Genomic DNA, 14490 nt, shown 5'->3' on the forward strand with positions numbered 1-14490 from the left:
TAAATAATACTCAAGCTATGTGATGATAGACCGCTTCGCCCTTCCTTTATCATGATTGCTTTTATTTAATATTGGGGATGCTAATGAGTATTAAGCTTATCGCTATTGATTTAGATGGAACCTTGCTTAACAAACAACACGAAATTACGCCAGAAGTAAAACAAGCAGTTCAGCGAGCAAAAGAGGCGGGAGTTAAGATTGTATTAGCTTCAGGACGCTCCCTTAATGGCATCTCTCCCTATTTAAAAACACTCGGTCTTGATACCTCAGATTGTTATTGCATCAGCAATAATGGTAGCCAAATTCATCAAGCAGATAATGGCGAAGTGATCATTCAAGATTTGCTCAATTTTGAAGATTACCTCTATTTTGAAAGCCTCGCTCGTGAGATTGGCGTCCATTTTCACGTTATCAGCGATAATAAGATTTATACTACCAATAGTCATATTAGCCACTTCACCTGCCAAGAAGCCTTTTTATCTTGGACGCCACTTTATTATCGGCCACTGAATGAAATGCAAACTGATATGTATTTTAGTAAGTTTATGATTGTTGATGCGCCTGCCGTTTTGGATAATGCCATTCAATATCTTCCTGCTAATATTTATCAGCAATACAGCATATTACGTAGCGCCCCTTATTTTATTGAAGTGTTGAACACCAATGTCAATAAAGGGAGCGCGGTTCAAAAAATCGCTGAACACTTGAAAATCACACCAGAAAAAATCATGTGTATTGGTGATCAAGGTAATGATTTGGCAATGTTAAAATATGCAGGTTTAGGTGTTGCTATGGGAAATGCCCCTGAAGAAGTGAAGAAAGTCGCTAAATTTGTCACACTTTCTAATGAAGAGCACGGCGTTGCAGTGGCTATCAATAAATTTATTTAAACACGATCTTTTTTGTGTTTTATCGCGAATGTCTACAAAATTATATAGCAATTGTGATCCTTAACAGAGGATCACACTGCTTTTAGACCAAAAATATAGCCTTTTATTATTCTATAATTGCTGTTAAATGAGCGTTAAATCCGCCTTTCTTCTTACATATCCTTCAGAATTTGTTACTATCAATTCACTTTTCGTTATTCAAACTGCATTTTCACAACATATTAAGCTGTTAATTAAGCTAAATGTAGAATAACAAATATAAATCATTCATATATTTTCTTCACAGACAGGTAGTTTAAGTTATGCTTTCTACAAAAGATATGCTCGTTCTTGGAATGATGGTTTTTGCACTCTTCCTTGGCGCTGGCAATATTATTTTCCCCCCTATGGCGGGTTTTCAATCGGGAACCCTCTGGTTTAGTACATCTTTAGGTTTCCTCGTTACAGGTGTCTTACTTCCTTTCCTAACCTTAGTTATTGTGGCAATTCGCGGACGTGGTGAGCGCCTTTCTGTTGATTTACCTTCATGGGTTGCCGTCATTTTCTGGGTAGCACTGTATTTGATCGTTGGTTCCACTTTTGCGATGCCTCGTGTCACCAATACCGCTTATGAAATGGGTTTCTTACCCTTAGGGCTTATTGAGAAAAATACCGCAACACATCTAACTTTCGCACTTGTTTTCAATATCACAAGTATGTTCTTTATGCTTAAACAAGGTACGATGATCAGCGCCATTGGTAAGTTTATGACGCCAGCACTGTTAGTCCTACTGGTCGTTGTGGGCATTGCTGTTGTGGCTAAACCGATTTCCCCAATTGGTGAACCGACTGGCCTTTATGCGGTAAATGGCTTCTTCTCTGGCTTTATAGATGGTTATCAAACCATGGATGTTCTTTCTGCCATGGCATTTGGTGGTATCGTTGCTCGTGCTTTATATACTAAAGGTATTACTGAACCACGCCAGATCGGTTTTATTACTGTAAAAGCAGGCATGATTTCAGTCTTACTGTTAGCAGCTCTTTATCTGTGCCTTTTCTACTTAGGTGCAACAAGCCACTCTGTTTCTGTTTTTGCTGATCCTGCACTCAATGCGACGAACGGTGGCCAAATTTTCTCACGTTATGTTGATGCGTTATTTGGCTCTGTAGGTACTTGGTTGATGGGAGGAATTGTTTTATTAGCCAGTATGACAACACTTGTGGGCGTAACAAGTGCTGCTGCAGACTACTTTGCGACATTCCATCACCGTTTGGGCTATCGCTTTTGGGTTGTGGTATTTACATTAATGACCACAATCGTATCAACGTTTGGTCTTGATACATTATTACGAGTGACTATTCCTGCATTACTCATGATTTATCCAACATCAGTCACATTGGTATTATTGCAATTTATTCGTAATAAATTAAAAGCGCCTCGCTTTACCTATCGCTTTACAATTGCGATCATTGTCTTAATGAGCCTTTTCGATACATTGAAACAATTGAAGTGGTTAAATGCTGATTTACTGCAATTATTTAGCTATATCCCACTGTCTGATTATGGCTTAGGTTGGGTATTACCAGGTGCGATTGCATTTGTCATTTCACTGGTTGTGAGCTTAAACCTTAAAGAAGAAAATCTTCCAGTAGGAAATACAGCGAAATAACCCGCATATATCACCTAATTTGTAATGCTGATTATAAGTTGATAAAAAAAGCGTATTCCAAATTTTATATTGGAGACGCTTTTTGCTTTTCTATTACCTGCATTTTTACTATCTATTCAGTACAGCTCATCATAGGAAACTTTAAGTTCGATATTTCTCAATCAATGCCCTTAAAATTGCTTCTGATTGAGCATCAGGGATCCCATTTGCTTTGCTCGCCCTAAAATGCATTTGGAAGGCCTTCACGACTTTTTGTGCATTATTATCTAATATGCCATTTGTTGGTGTTTGATAACCATATTGCTGTAATAACTTTTGGAAATTTGCGATATCAACCGGCTCTGAAGGATCTCTACCTGCCAAATAAGTTTGTACTAACTTCTTATCAGGCCAAGCACCTATTCCTTGGCTAGCTAATCTTTCCCAAGGAAATAAAGGCCCCGGATCGACTTTTCTGAGAGGTGCAATATCACTGTGACCCAAAACATTTTGAGGTTCGATATCATAACGTTCAATAATATCTTTCATTACCACTGAAATAGTCACGATTTGATCGGCAGTATAAGAATACCAATACCTAAACTTACCATTATCACGGTAACCGAGATTAACTATCTCAATCCCAATAGAACAATTATTGAGGTGAGTTGTGTCTCCCCACTGACTAATACCCGCATGCCACGCAATTTCGCTTTCATCCACTAGTGAAGTAATCACTGGTTTTCCATCAATAGATGAGGGATGTGTAGGGATCAAATAATGGCTACTAACTCGCCCTCCCGTAAGCACTTTAAGTGAGCGTTCATCATCTAGTGCGGTATAGTGCATCACCAAATATTTTACACAATCATTTGCTTCCTGCTTATTAGGAATAACTTTAGCTATATATTCCCCTCGATCAATAAATGCTGGTTGCTTAGCACAACTGGTTAAGAGGCTTATTGCAATAAGTAATCCTATATAATACCGACTAGACCTCATTTCTGATCCTTGATTGATTATTCCCAAAGTTAAATTGTAATAAAAAAACCCATATTAAAAAATATAGGTTTTGAATTTTGACGCTTTTTTATTATTGCTTTAGTTATTGCTCACTTTTTCACATCGGACTAAAGGTTCATCAGGAACCATATTCTCATCCCAAATTCCTTCTTCAATGTCATCTTGCAACTCTGGATATTGGCGAATATCAAATGTAGGCAATAAGCCAGCTTGTCGTTGTTGGTTATAATCTTTAACTAATTTTAAGGCGACACCAGAAAGCAAGATGATTGCGATTAAATTAGTCATTGCCATTAATCCCATTGAGAGATCGGCCATTTTCCAAACAAGAGGCATATCCGCTAAAGCGCCAAACATCACCATGGCTAATACCGCTGAACGTAAAAGAAATAGCCCTGTTGTGTGATTACGTCCAAGGAAAATCATATTACTTTCAGCATAAGCATAATTAGCAATAATAGAGGTAAAAGCGAAGAAGAAAATTGCAATCGCAATAAAGGTACTCCCCCAACCTCCCACACTAGATGACAATGCCAATTGTGTTAATTGAATACCGTTAATACCTTCCGGATAACTGTCGAGTACCCCAGATGATAAGATGATCACCGCAGTGGCACTACAAATCACCAAGGTATCCATAAAAACACCTAGCATTTGGATATAACCTTGAGAGGCAGGATGTGGCGGATATGGTGTTGCGGAAGCTGCAGCATTAGGTGCCGATCCCATACCCGCCTCATTAGAAAAGAGACCCCGCTGAATACCTTGCGTCATCGCTTGACTGATACCATAACCAATCGCACCAGCTGCAGCCTCTTGTAATCCAAAGGCACTCTTAAAGATTAAAATGAAAACTTCAGGTAGACGTTCAATATGATCTGCAACAACCCAAAACGCTAATAATAAATAAGCCATTGCCATAATAGGAACAACTAACTCAGCAACTCGTGCAATCCAACGCAGGCCACCAAAAATAATAAACCCGCTAGTTAGTACTAAAAAGATCCCCACATAGAGTGGATCAAAATTAAAGGCAGAAGCAGTGGCTTGAGCAATAGAATTGGCTTGAACGGCATTAAAAACTAAACCAAAGGCAATAATTAAGAAAATGGCGAAGAGAACTCCCATCCAGCGCATTTTCAGTCCTTTCGTCATATAATAAGCAGGACCACCACGGTAATTACCATCATCATCTTTTGTTTTATAAAGCTGCGCTAATGTACTTTCTATTAATGATGTCGCCATACCAATTAAAGCAACTACCCACATCCAAAAAATAGCACCTGGGCCGCCTGCTGTTAAAGCAATCGCAACTCCCGTCAAGTTTCCAGTACCTACACGCGCAGCCAAACTGGTGCATAATGCCTGAAAGGAAGATATCCCTGATTTATCTGACTTATGACTATTTTTTAAAATAGAGAACATATGACTAAAATGTCGGATTTGTATAAATCCGGTACGGATAGTAAAGTAAATACCTACGCCAAGAAGTAAGTAGATAAGAACATATCCCCATAAAATATTATTCGCAAAGTTTATTAGCCCTGTCAAATCAATCCCCTTATATAATAACGTATATAACCTATCCTTACATCGCTATTGAAATAAAAAAGTAAGCAGATATCGTGTAATTGAGTCAATTACTGTTCCGAATCTATCTTAAAGTAATATCAAAGATTACTGTGTGAAAAGCGAACCAAATGTAACACAATAATGTGTGACATGTATATTTTTTGTTTATTTTTTTACATTTTATTATTTTAATTTAATTATCTAGTTAACTAAAATAAACAATATTGAAAAATAAAAAAACCATATATATCATTAGGATAAATAATTATTTCTTTATTTCATTGACTCGAAAAAGTAAAGTAAATACTTTAGTCATTAAGTTAATCAGTTATTTTAGAAAAAATAACAAACAGATTAAAAAAACATCAACCAATAATCTTGTCTATTTATCTAAAATAAGATTTAAATGAACTATTAAAGTGATTAATTAAGATGTTTTTTAATATCTAATTTAACATTGCAGTAATTAACATTTAGAAATAAAGATTTTTACAATAATTAACAATGAATATTTTATATTGTCACATCAATAAAATGCTTTACTATTAATAAGATATTAAAATAAGAAAAAAACAAACTTTACATTTTATTTTATCACACGCCTATAATGCATTAATTCTAACATGATTTTTGATCTTTCATTTTTAAGAATACGGTTGATTGATTTCTTTTCTCTTTTTTATTCACTTACTATTCATTAATAACCTTATTCTTTTCTGAACATTAATTAAAGTTTAATAAAAATTTATTTCATATTAATAAAAAAATGTAGAATCACGTAAGTTTACCTATTAACCATTTGGTTAATTTTATTTATACTATGTTTTTCCCTGGTGTTGTATTAATTTTCGCCCTGTTTCCCCAACAGGGCATTTTTTTATCTCAATATTTCAGCGCCTTACCATAAACCATTGTCAAATAATGCAAAATAAAAATACATAGAATATCTCATCGATAAATTAACATTATTTACCTATTTCTAATGCAAAATCTCCCTCTTCTTTCATTGATCTAAATCAAATTAAACATTCATATTATTTACTCTTTTTATAGGTAAACAGCTTTTCTCTCTATTTTAAAATTTATTTAATCCGACTTGAAAATGCTCGTTTTATCATTATCTTTATTTGAATTACCCATAAAGTGGTATAACAATTAAAGAGGAATAAATTTTTATTGTTATATTTAATGGCATTGATTAAAAATCGAACCAAATAAAGTACATCATTTTTACTATACATTAATGACTAATATCTTTATTTGCTTGCATTAATAAGCATGCTCTTTTACCTTACTTATATTGTTATAGAGGGAAAGATAATGAGTTATAACCTTTCAGAATTAACACAAGAAGAAAAAGATAAACTAAATATAAGCTTAGCGGCTTCAGGCGTTGCTTTTAAAGAGCGCTATAACATGCCTGTTGTCGCAGATGCTGTTTTAAGAGAACAACCTCAAGCTTTTCAAGCCTTCTTTCAAGAAAGGCTGGTATTTTATCGTGCAAGAAGCCAACACTATTCTCGTTTACCCTATGAACCATCGGTAAAAAAATAGTCAAACACTCTCCGTGATTTTGATAATAGTAAAAAAAAGAGATAAACCTTAGTTTATCTCTTTTTCTTTCAATAGATTAACTACAATTCACTATCAGCTATCTATTATTTAGGAGAAACATAAGTAATAGTATTGTCATCACAATTGACTTGAACATTGTAACGAAGATCTGTTCTCGCCCCTCTGACATTCAGTACCATCTGATAGTTATTATCCATCTTGATAACTTCATTAGCATTAATACTTGCAACAGGTTTTGATCCTAATGCATTTTTATCATCTTGCCAGCGAGGTAAACGATTTTGTAAATAATCATTTTTTACTCTTGTAACAAGTTGATTGTTATCTAAGTTAACACAACTCGCAAAGGGAGCAGAACGTACAATATCTTTATTAACATTTTCGATACTTTCTGCAGATGCTCCGAAAGAAACAGCAAGTAAAAGACCTGCTCCAAGTATCCCTGTTTGACCAACAAACTTGCTTAATTTCATATAACCTCCCGAAAATATCCTTTAAAACAGGATGTGTTTTCATTAAGCATAGCACATGGTCAATAACACAATTGTGACATTTGTTAAAAAATTGTTTTATTCATTCTCATCATCAAATACGATAGAAACTGATTCGCGGGTTGTATGTTTCTCTCTCAATTCTTGAGCGACTAACTGAATTGCCTCTCCGCTACTCATTCCCTCAGCCATTAGAGATTGAATTTTTTCTACTGCTTTTTGCTGCTCTTCATGTGTTAATGTAGGCATTCCTAGAAACATAATGTTACTCTTATCTTTATCAACGTCTATTTTGTATTTACATGAATGTAATCTTTTTGATTACAATTTATTGTGCGAATAATACAACACATTTTGTTTACATGGTCATAAGATGGATATGCAATTACAACAACGTGAATTAACTTATACCCCTGATCTCGCACTGCGGGTATTTTCTCCTATTGCGTCATTGCCTTGGTCTAGTTTACTTCATTCTGGCTTTGCCGAACATCCTCATAATCGTTTTGATATTATTGTCTCCGATCCTGCTGTGACATTAGAAACTCGCAAACAAACGACAACGATTAAAGAAAAAAACGGCACAGTAAAACGTTCCAAAAAAGATCCTTTCACGCTCATCCAAACGGCATTAGAACACTTCGATTTTCACCCAGAACATAATGAGTCATTGCCTTTTTTAGGCGGCGCTTTAGGTATCTGGAGTTATGATTTAGGTCGTCGTTTTGAAAAGTTACCTGAAATAGCGAAAAATGAACTTCATTTCGCAGATATGGCAATTGGTATTTATGATTGGGCACTTATTGTCGATCACCGCTTAAAAAAAGCTACTTTAATTAGCTATCACAATATTGATGAGCGCTTACAGTGGTTGGAAAGCCAAACTTCCAAATCTCTTGATGCGCAATTCACCTTAACAACAGATTGGCAATCAAACATCAGTAGTGATGAATATAACGAGAAAATTGCTAAAATTCATCAATACTTACTTTCAGGCGACTGCTATCAAGTTAATTTGGCTCAACGTTTTTGTGCAAACTATACAGGTAGTGAATGGAATGCATTCTTGACATTAAATCGAGCGAATAAAGCACCATTCTCTTCTTTTATGTGCTTACCCAATAATTTTGTGATTAGTGTTTCACCTGAGCGCTTTATTCATTTAGCTGATAATAAAATAGAAACACGCCCAATAAAGGGAACACTTCCTCGTAAGGCATCACCAGAAGAAGATGATGAACAAGCTCAATTATTAGCAACTTCGCGTAAAGATCGTGCTGAAAACTTAATGATTGTAGATTTGATGCGTAATGATATTGGCAAAGTTGCAGTAACAGGCTCAGTAAAAGTGCCCGAGTTATTTGTTGTTGAGCGTTTCCCAGCAGTACATCATTTAGTCAGTACGATTACGGCGCAGTTACCTTCTTATTTAACAGCAACTGATTTGTTAAGAGCCGCGTTCCCCGGCGGATCTATCACTGGAGCCCCAAAAATCAGAGCAATGGAAATCATCGAAGAACTTGAACCTCATCGTCGCCATGGATACTGTGGTGCGATTGGTTATATCAGCTTTTGTGGCACAATGGACACTAATATCAGCATCCGCACTTTATTGACTGAAAAAAATAAAATTTACTGCTGGGCTGGTGGTGGTATTGTTGCTGATAGCGTCGCTGAAAAAGAGTACCAAGAAACATTCGATAAACTTGGGCAAATATTAACTGTTTTAAGTGAGTCTACTATCGATGACACCCATTGATACTTTTATCAATCGTTTTCAACTCACATTACCTGATAACAAGGTAAATCAGCCTCTTCATGCTCAAAAATCGGCAGCCGTTTTGCTGCCGATTATCAATAAACCTAACCCAACATTATTATTAACTGAGCGAGCATCAACGTTACGCTCTCATGCTGGACAAGTCGCTTTACCTGGTGGTAAACGCGATCCTGAAGATAGCAACCTGATCGCAACTGCACTAAGGGAAGCGCATGAAGAAGTGGCAATTCCACCCAATGCGGTATCCGTTATTGGTCAATTATCCCCATTGCAAAGCTCTAGCGGATATTTAGTCACCCCTATTGTAGGTGTCATTCCTGCGGGTTTACCTTTACGCCATAACCCTGCTGAAGTTGCCTCTATCTTTGAAATGCCACTAAGCCATGTACTTAATGCCCAACATTATCAATCATTAGATTTTCCTCGTGCTGGCGAAAATCATCGTATCTACTTTTATCCCTATAATGGACATCTCGTCTGGGGATTAACCGCCGCTATTTTACATAGACTCGCTCTGCATATCACTTAACTCACGATTTTATATTCAGCTTGTGCTTTTTATCACCGACTTCACAACTCTACTTAGCTATTTTAAAAAAATGTTGTAAACTACATCATTAACGGGACGATATAATCGTAAAAACGATCCCTTTACTATAAATAACTATATTTTATTCTTTTTAACCCTCTCTCTTATTATTAAGGAGTCTGACGTGATTAGCGTTTTCGACATGTTTAAAGTGGGCATCGGACCATCTAGCTCTCACACCGTAGGGCCAATGAAAGCGGGTAAAGAATTTGTCGATGATTTAGTCAGCCAGGAATTGATTGCGTCTGTCACTCGCGTAGCTGTTGATGTTTACGGCTCCTTGTCTTTGACAGGCAAAGGTCACCATACTGATATCGCAATTATTATGGGGTTAGCAGGTAATGCACCAGCTACTGTCGATATTGACAGCATTCCCGGTTTTATTCGTGAAGTTGAAGAAACTGGCAAGTTATCATTAGCAAACGGCTTAAAAGTGGTCGATTTTCCAGCAGAAAGCATGCATTTTAGCAATGACAACCTGTCATTACATGAAAATGGCATGACAATCCATGCATTTGCTGGCGACAAAGAAGTCTATAGAAAAACGTACTACTCTATTGGTGGTGGTTTTATCGTTGATGAAGAAAACTTCGGTAAATCAACATTAAGTAGCAAGCCTGTTTCATACCCTTATGCTAGCGCAGAAGAGTTATTAACGCACTGTAAAGAAACGGGTTTATCCATTTCTAGCTTAATGATGAAAAACGAGCTTGATCTGCATACTCAAGCAGAAATTAATGCTTATTTCGCTGATGTTTATAAAACAATGCAAGAATGTATTGAACACGGTTTAAATACAGAAGGCGTATTACCGGGGCCATTGCGAGTACCTCGTCGTGCTGCCGCATTAAATCGCTTATTAACATCAAGCAACAGCCTGTCAAACGATCCAATGAAAGTCGTTGATCTGATCAATATGTTTGCACTGGCAGTTAATGAAGAAAACGCAGCAGGCGGACGCGTTGTAACAGCACCAACAAATGGCGCATGTGGTATCGTTCCTGCTGTATTGGCTTACTACGATCGTTGTATCGAACCCGTTACACAAGAAATCTACTTACGTTATTTCTTAGCATCTGGCGCAATTGGTATTCTTTACAAAATGAATGCTTCTATTTCAGGTGCTGAAGTAGGTTGCCAAGGTGAAGTTGGCGTAGCTTGTTCAATGGCAGCAGCTGGTCTTGCTGAATTATTAGGTGGAAGCCCTGAACAAGTCTGTATTGCTGCTGAAATCGGTATGGAACACAACCTTGGTTTAACCTGTGACCCAGTTGCAGGCCAAGTTCAAGTTCCTTGTATTGAACGTAATGCTATTGCTTCAGTTAAAGCCGTTAATGCCGCACGTATGGCAATCCGTCGTACCAGTGAACCTCGTGTTTCTCTCGATAAAGTCATTGAAACCATGTATGAAACGGGTAAAGACATGAATGCTAAATACCGCGAAACATCACGCGGTGGTCTTGCAATCAAAGTGCAGTGTGACTAATTAATACTATTTAGACGAAAAAGCCATTCATCTTGAATGGCTTTTTTATTTTAGCTACTTTATTTTTGATCATCACTTAACCCTTAGATAAATAAAGATAATAATAATAAAACACACATTTAAAATTAAATAATCTATCTTTTTATAATTTAAATTTTTCTTATTTTTCCATATTAAATACATTCATTAAATATACACATTAAATATAGGCTCATTTAATATTTATTTAAATTTGTAGAAAATAGAGCTTATAATTTTCACGTGTATTTATTTTTATAAAAAATGAATTTATTATTATAAAGACAATTAAAACCCATTGTTTATTATATGGTTAATTATTCACCATATTGAAAATTATCATTTTTTTAACAACCAATGATTATTTATAATATATTTAAATCCGCCACATTTAATAATGATAATTATTATCAATATCATCTTTGAAATATAATAAATAATATGTTGCCTTTCGAAAATAATATGTTATCTTCTGCACCAAGTCATTGGGGAGTAGCCTGTCTTAAAATAAAAAACATTATTTTAAGAAATCTGTATCAACATACTCGCTTATTTTCATCTAGCGTGGTGCAGATGCCGTAATACGGTTGGCAAGACCATAGACACATGATTGTACTTCTTTGGTTGGGGGTCAATTGTGTGTATATGGAAATACCCCAACCGAGGCTTTATTATGAGTTTCTACGCTACTATCATTCTCGCCCTTGCCCTTTCTATGGATGCATTTGCTGTCTCTGTCTGTAAAGGTGCCACATTACACAAACCTCGTTTTCGCGAAGCACTCCGCACTGGATTTATATTTGGTATTATTGAAGCCAGCACACCTGTGATTGGTTGGGCACTAGGTTTATATACTAGCCAATATATTATTCAATGGGATCACTGGGTTGCCTTTGGATTATTGTTTGTTCTTGGTAGCCGAATGATTTACCAAAGCTTAAAACGCGGTGATGATTGCCCTTGCGAAGAAGAAGCCCCACAACGCCACGGCTCACTGTCTTTAATCGCAACAGGCATTGCTACAAGCCTTGATGCAATGGCAATTGGTGTCGGTTTAGCCTTCCTTCAAGTCAATATTGTTCATACTGCGATGACAATTGGTATGATGACCATGATCATGGCAACACTGGGTATGTTAATTGGTCGTTATGTTGGCCCAGTACTTGGAAAAAAAGCAGAAATTATTGGTGGGATCGTATTAATTGCTATCGGCTTTAATATCGTATTCGAACACTTAGAATTATTTATGTACGCTAAATAATCACTAATAAAGCATATTAAAAAGCTTAGGTTTAAAATATCCCGACCTAAGCTTTTTTATTCACTTAATAAAATATTTTTATTTCACCTTATTAAACGTGACGTTGATAGACACGAATTAAAAAGTCTGTTTCACATTCAAAACTTTTACTTTCCGCTAATGTCTGTTTTACTTCTTCACTTGCACGCCATGCAAACGGCGTCATCTGTAATAAATCGAAAGCCTGCTTACCGTTTAAATTCATCATATAAGCAACTTGATGTTCAGACACTTTATTAAATCCATCAAAATGTTCTTCTTTTAATGGATGAAGGTGTACTTCTGAATAAATCAGTGCTTTCAACTGATAGAGATGCCGAGGGGCTGGTGTAACAGTAATAATATAACCATTGTGCACAATGACTCTTGCCAATTCATCACTATTACAAGGGGCGTAAATACGTACAACCGCATTTAAAGAAGCATCACAGAAAGGTAAACGTTGACTTGACGCTACACAAAAATGAATTGATGAATAACGTTTAGCTGCATATTTAATCGCAACTTTAGAAACATCTAAGCCATACACTTGTGGGCTATGTAATTTTAGATTTTGATAAAACTGATCGGTGTAATAACCCTCACCACAACCAATATCCAATACAGCACTGTTATCTTCAGGCAATAATGTTTGTATTAACTCAGCCACTTTATCTCGCATTGGCTGGTAAAAACCTGCATCTAAAAACTCACGACGTGCGTTTATCATTTCAGCACTATCGCCTGGTTCTTTTGAGCGTTTAAATTGCACTGGCAACAAATTGACATACCCTTCTTTAGCACAATCAAATTGATGATTATTTTCACAGACCCAACTGTGAGCTTGGAGAGAAAGTACCTGATAACATAATGGACATTGATAAGACATAGTAATATTTTTGTATAACCCAGAATAGAATTGGGAGAGATAATAACATACCTCTCCCAATCTTGCGGAAAACCTGACTCTTTATTTTTAATCTTAAGTCATGCTTTCTAGCTAAGTAGCTTAATATGCACAACTTATAGACGGATCAAGTTCGTTTTAGTTTTTCAGTGTTAGCAATAAATAACGCAATGACTAACAGCAATATTGCACCTGATTGAATTAGCGTATCCACTGAGTCTTTATGCTCAACAATAATTAAACGCACTATTGCCGTTATTCCAATATAAATAAAATATCTAAGAGGGAAATGCCCGCCAGATAAAAAATACTTAACAATAAGTGCAATAAACTCAAAATAAAGAAAGTAGATCAAAATACCTTCTAGCAATTGATAAGACGACTCTTCTGCACCTAAGTTAAATAATAATGAAGCAATTACATACGTTTCTTTGATAAGAAAACTGACTAATACAATCGCTAAAATAAGTAATCCAACATTAAGCACCCACTGTAATATAGTGGCAATACATTTCAGTAAGTCTTCGCTTGATTTTCTCATATAAACTATAACCTAGTGGGATCATTCCGTGATGTGTAAAAATAATAAAAAGTCAACGCGCTCTAGACAATTTTACTAAATTTTAATGGATTTACGCATTCACCACACCATTTTTTTATCTTTTAGAGCCCAAAAACCAAGAATAATGATGCAATAATCGCAATATTTACTTTTAAATTTCAACTTGCAAGCTGATTTACCTATACTTAATTTAAGAGCTAATTTATTGAAAAGGCACACTATGGCTAACAAATACCTCGTTGCAATTGATTTATTAGAAGATAACAGAATTCAGCGCATGATCGAAGATATTCACTTCCTCGCTAGGAAACCAGAAAATTATTTCCATTTCATTACCGTTATGCCTAACTTGCGCTCTTTAGAAGCTTACGGGCTTAATTGTGATAGCCCATCTGTCGTTGAGAAAAAACAACAAGCTTTAGTTTTGTTGACTGAAAAATTAGAGCAATGTGTAAAACAACAATTTAACTTACCCAAAGAACAATACCAATGCCATGCCGTTATTGGTACGCCTAATTATAATATTCTAGAGTTAGCAGAAAAAATTGATGCGGATACCATTATTATAGGTTCAAGCTCACGTAATCAACGCAATATATTGCTGGGTTCGACAGCGGATTATATTGTAAACAATACGTCACGTTCAGTAATGGTTATTCGCAAGTAAAATCGCCAATACACTTTCGTTTT

The 14490-nt window shown here is 35.8% G+C and carries 14 protein-coding genes and 1 riboswitch; of the genes, 8 read left to right on the forward strand and 6 right to left on the reverse strand.

The features are described from left to right. The first annotated feature begins 83 nt into the window (after positions 1–83). Entirely contained in the window at positions 84–890 is an 807-nt protein-coding gene (gene yidA, locus B6258_RS13365) for a sugar-phosphatase (protein WP_099075657.1), read from the forward strand. Between the two features lie 302 nt (positions 891–1192). Then, complete coding sequence (brnQ, locus tag B6258_RS13370; protein ID WP_099075658.1) at positions 1193–2539, forward strand: branched-chain amino acid transport system II carrier protein; 1347 nt, start codon at positions 1193–1195, stop codon at positions 2537–2539. Between the two features lie 141 nt (positions 2540–2680). On the opposite strand, the gene B6258_RS13375 is transcribed toward brnQ, so the two are convergent. Continuing rightward, the gene (locus B6258_RS13375; protein ID WP_099075659.1) at positions 2681–3520 is read right to left on the reverse strand and encodes an N-acetylmuramoyl-L-alanine amidase; all 840 of its coding nucleotides are present in this window, start codon (positions 3518–3520) and stop codon (positions 2681–2683) included. A gap of 99 nt (positions 3521–3619) precedes the next feature. Next, the gene (locus B6258_RS13380; RefSeq protein WP_099075660.1) at positions 3620–5092 is read right to left on the reverse strand and encodes an alanine/glycine:cation symporter family protein; all 1473 of its coding nucleotides are present in this window, start codon (positions 5090–5092) and stop codon (positions 3620–3622) included. 1341 nt (positions 5093–6433) lie between these two features. Here B6258_RS13380 and B6258_RS13385 point away from each other — a divergent pair. Next, positions 6434–6667, forward strand: coding sequence for a DNA polymerase III subunit theta (locus B6258_RS13385; RefSeq protein WP_099075661.1), 234 nt, complete (start codon positions 6434–6436; stop codon positions 6665–6667). Positions 6668–6771: 104 nt separating this feature from the next. On the opposite strand, the gene yebF is transcribed toward B6258_RS13385, so the two are convergent. Together yebF and B6258_RS13395 are read right to left on the reverse strand one after the other, a co-directional pair. Next, positions 6772–7161 (reverse strand): protein YebF, encoded by a 390-nt coding sequence (gene yebF / locus B6258_RS13390; RefSeq protein WP_099075662.1) that lies wholly within the window; start codon positions 7159–7161, stop codon positions 6772–6774. A gap of 96 nt (positions 7162–7257) precedes the next feature. Then, the gene (locus tag B6258_RS13395; RefSeq protein ID WP_069367593.1) at positions 7258–7440 is read right to left on the reverse strand and encodes a YoaH family protein; all 183 of its coding nucleotides are present in this window, start codon (positions 7438–7440) and stop codon (positions 7258–7260) included. Between the two features lie 112 nt (positions 7441–7552). Between B6258_RS13395 and pabB the strand changes: the two genes are divergently transcribed. The 4 genes from pabB to mntP all read left to right on the forward strand — a co-directional run bounded on the left by pabB (position 7553) and on the right by mntP (position 12313). Continuing rightward, complete coding sequence (pabB, locus tag B6258_RS13400; protein WP_099075663.1) at positions 7553–8938, forward strand: aminodeoxychorismate synthase component 1; 1386 nt, start codon at positions 7553–7555, stop codon at positions 8936–8938. Beyond that, complete coding sequence (locus B6258_RS13405) at positions 8925–9488, forward strand: CoA pyrophosphatase (RefSeq protein ID WP_099075664.1); 564 nt, start codon at positions 8925–8927, stop codon at positions 9486–9488. The genes pabB and B6258_RS13405 overlap by 14 nt, the downstream gene beginning before the upstream one ends. Before the next feature lie 184 nt (positions 9489–9672). Further along, entirely contained in the window at positions 9673–11034 is a 1362-nt protein-coding gene (locus tag B6258_RS13410) for an L-serine ammonia-lyase (protein ID WP_099075665.1), read from the forward strand. Between the two features lie 493 nt (positions 11035–11527). Then, positions 11528–11641, forward strand: a riboswitch (yybP-ykoY riboswitch). An 84-nt stretch (positions 11642–11725) separates the two neighbouring features. Next, positions 11726–12313 (forward strand): manganese efflux pump MntP, encoded by a 588-nt coding sequence (gene mntP, locus B6258_RS13415; protein ID WP_099075666.1) that lies wholly within the window; start codon positions 11726–11728, stop codon positions 12311–12313. A 91-nt stretch (positions 12314–12404) separates the two neighbouring features. Here the strand turns inward: mntP and rlmA are convergent, their stop codons facing one another. Both rlmA and psiE read right to left on the reverse strand, forming a co-directional pair. Beyond that, positions 12405–13220 carry a 23S rRNA (guanine(745)-N(1))-methyltransferase gene (gene rlmA / locus B6258_RS13420; protein WP_099075667.1) on the reverse strand — a complete coding sequence of 272 codons (816 nt, stop codon included), beginning with the start codon at positions 13218–13220 and terminating at the stop codon, positions 12405–12407. 145 nt (positions 13221–13365) lie between these two features. Then, complete coding sequence (gene psiE / locus B6258_RS13425) at positions 13366–13779, reverse strand: phosphate-starvation-inducible protein PsiE (protein WP_099075668.1); 414 nt, start codon at positions 13777–13779, stop codon at positions 13366–13368. Between the two features lie 241 nt (positions 13780–14020). On the opposite strand from psiE, the gene B6258_RS13430 reads away from it, so the two are divergent. After that, positions 14021–14467, forward strand: a complete 447-nt coding sequence (locus B6258_RS13430; RefSeq protein ID WP_099075669.1) for a universal stress protein — start codon at positions 14021–14023, stop codon at positions 14465–14467. Positions 14468–14490 lie beyond the last annotated feature (23 nt).

The organism is Proteus alimentorum, from assembly GCF_002607735.1.
GTDB classification, from domain to species: Bacteria; Pseudomonadota; Gammaproteobacteria; order Enterobacterales; family Enterobacteriaceae; genus Proteus; species Proteus alimentorum.

Bases quoted from the DNA above. Each gene is read 5' to 3' on its own strand.
- mntP (WP_099075666.1), top strand. From the start codon at position 11,726: ATGAGTTTCTACGCTACTATCATTCTCGCCCTTGCCCTTTCTATGGAT.
- B6258_RS13385 (WP_099075661.1), top strand. From the start codon at position 6,434: ATGAGTTATAACCTTTCAGAATTAACACAAGAAGAAAAAGATAAACTA.
- yebF (WP_099075662.1), bottom strand. From the start codon at position 7,161: ATGAAATTAAGCAAGTTTGTTGGTCAAACAGGGATACTTGGAGCAGGT.
- B6258_RS13395 (WP_069367593.1), bottom strand. From the start codon at position 7,440: ATGTTTCTAGGAATGCCTACATTAACACATGAAGAGCAGCAAAAAGCA.
- B6258_RS13375 (WP_099075659.1), bottom strand. From the start codon at position 3,520: ATGAGGTCTAGTCGGTATTATATAGGATTACTTATTGCAATAAGCCTC.
- rlmA (WP_099075667.1), bottom strand. From the start codon at position 13,220: ATGTCTTATCAATGTCCATTATGTTATCAGGTACTTTCTCTCCAAGCT.
- psiE (WP_099075668.1), bottom strand. From the start codon at position 13,779: ATGAGAAAATCAAGCGAAGACTTACTGAAATGTATTGCCACTATATTA.
- B6258_RS13405 (WP_099075664.1), top strand. From the start codon at position 8,925: ATGACACCCATTGATACTTTTATCAATCGTTTTCAACTCACATTACCT.
- B6258_RS13430 (WP_099075669.1), top strand. From the start codon at position 14,021: ATGGCTAACAAATACCTCGTTGCAATTGATTTATTAGAAGATAACAGA.
- pabB (WP_099075663.1), top strand. From the start codon at position 7,553: ATGGATATGCAATTACAACAACGTGAATTAACTTATACCCCTGATCTC.
- brnQ (WP_099075658.1), top strand. From the start codon at position 1,193: ATGCTTTCTACAAAAGATATGCTCGTTCTTGGAATGATGGTTTTTGCA.
- yidA (WP_099075657.1), top strand. From the start codon at position 84: ATGAGTATTAAGCTTATCGCTATTGATTTAGATGGAACCTTGCTTAAC.